The 1645-nt window shown below is 68.3% G+C and carries 1 protein-coding gene; it reads left to right on the forward strand.

The genetic code is table 11. The annotated features are described in order from the left end of the window. Positions 1–314: 314 nt before the first annotated feature. Entirely contained in the window at positions 315–1565 is a 1251-nt protein-coding gene (locus ACTWQR_RS55630) for an IS110 family transposase (RefSeq protein ID WP_443234997.1), read from the forward strand. The last annotated feature ends 80 nt before the right edge of the window (positions 1566–1645 follow it).

The following is a 1645-nucleotide window of genomic DNA, read 5'->3' on the forward strand; positions in this document are numbered from 1 at the left end:
GAAAAGTACCCATGACGGCGCTGTGCGCCGGCACCGTAGCGGGATGAGAATCCGGGGCGCGTAACGGCTTTTGGCCGGTGGGTGGTTGGCTTCTGTGCGCGGGTTGAGTGCTCTGTGGCGCCGTTCGCATGCTGGTGGGGTGCGGTCCGGGCAGACGTCGGTGACGCTTGGTATCCACGAGTCCGGGGAAAAGTATGACGCTGGGGCTTGAGGGATTGTTGACTGCTGCTGCGAGCGCGAATCTCAGACTCTTTGGATCAGTAGGCCCCTTCCGGGCGGCACGTTGATGGGTGCTGTCACGGAGGAGGCCGGGCATGCAGGTGATCTTCGAGCGGTGTGCCGGACTGGACGTGCACCGAGACACGGCGGTGGCGACGGTGCGCTCGCCGGGGCAGCGCAGAGGTTCACGGGCAACGGAGACCCGGACCTTCAAGACCACCGTGCGCGCGCTGGCCGACCTGGGCGATTGGCTGGTCTGCGAGGGGGTGGAGCTGGTCGGCATGGAAGCGACGGGGGTGTACTGGAAGCCCGTCTTCGCCGCGCTGGAGGGGCGGTTCACCTGCTGGCTGGTGAACGCGGCCCATCTGCGGAACGTGCCCGGCCGCAAGACCGATGTCGCTGATTCGGTGTGGATCGCCCGGATCCTGGAGTGCGGTCTGGTGCGGCCGTCGTTCGTGCCGGTGCAGGAGTTTCGTGAGCTGCGGGATCTGACGCGGGCGCGTACGGCGGTGTCCCAGGAGCGGGTGCGGGTGATCCAGCGGCTGGAGAAGGTGCTGCAGGACGCCGGTATCAAGCTGACCTCGGTGGCCTCGCAGGTGTGGTCGAAGACGGCGCGGGCCGTGCTGGAGGCGCTGCTGGACGGGGTGACCTCGCCGGTGGAGCTGGCCGCGCTGGCCAAGGGACGGCTCCGCTCGAAGCGGGAGGCTCTGGAGGAGGCTCTCGAGCACCGCTTCCGTATCGAGCACCACGGTGTCATCGTGCGCGGTCTGCTGGCGCATATCGACGGGCTGGAGCAGCGGCTCGACGCCTACGATGCGGAGATCGCGATCCGGCTTGCCCCGCACCAGGAGGTCCTGGAGCTGATCCAGACCATCCCCGGGGTCGGGGCGAAGGTCGCCCAGGTGCTGATCGCCGAGATCGGTCTGGACATGTCGGCGTTCCCGTCCTCGGCTCATCTCGCCTCCTGGGCGGGGGTGTGTCCGGGCAATCATGCTTCGGGCGGCAAGCGCAGGGGCGGACGCAGCCGGCCCGGTCCGAAGTGGCTGAAGGCCGCGCTGACCGAAGCGGCCTGGGGCGCGGTCAAGGCCAAGGGCACCTATCTGCACGCGCATCACATGCAGATCAAAGGCCGGGCGGGCGGCTTCAAGGCTCTCGGTGCGACCCGCCACGACATCGTCGTGGCCTACTGGCACATCGTCCACGACCAGGTGCCATACCGGGAGTTGGGCCCCGACTGGGCAGCGAGGCGATTCAGCCCCGAGCAACGTGCCAGGCGGCTGACCGCCCAGCTCGAAGCCCTCGGTTTCGACGTCACCATCGGACCCGCAGGAACCGGACCCGCCTGAACCGGGCTCGACAGGAGTGCGGCCTCGCGGCGAGGCCGCACTCAAAGATGCCCGTGGGACCCCGGATTCACATCTCAGCG

This window comes from Streptomyces sp. 2A115, from assembly GCF_052245575.1.
Classification (GTDB): Bacteria; Actinomycetota; Actinomycetes; order Streptomycetales; family Streptomycetaceae; genus Streptomyces.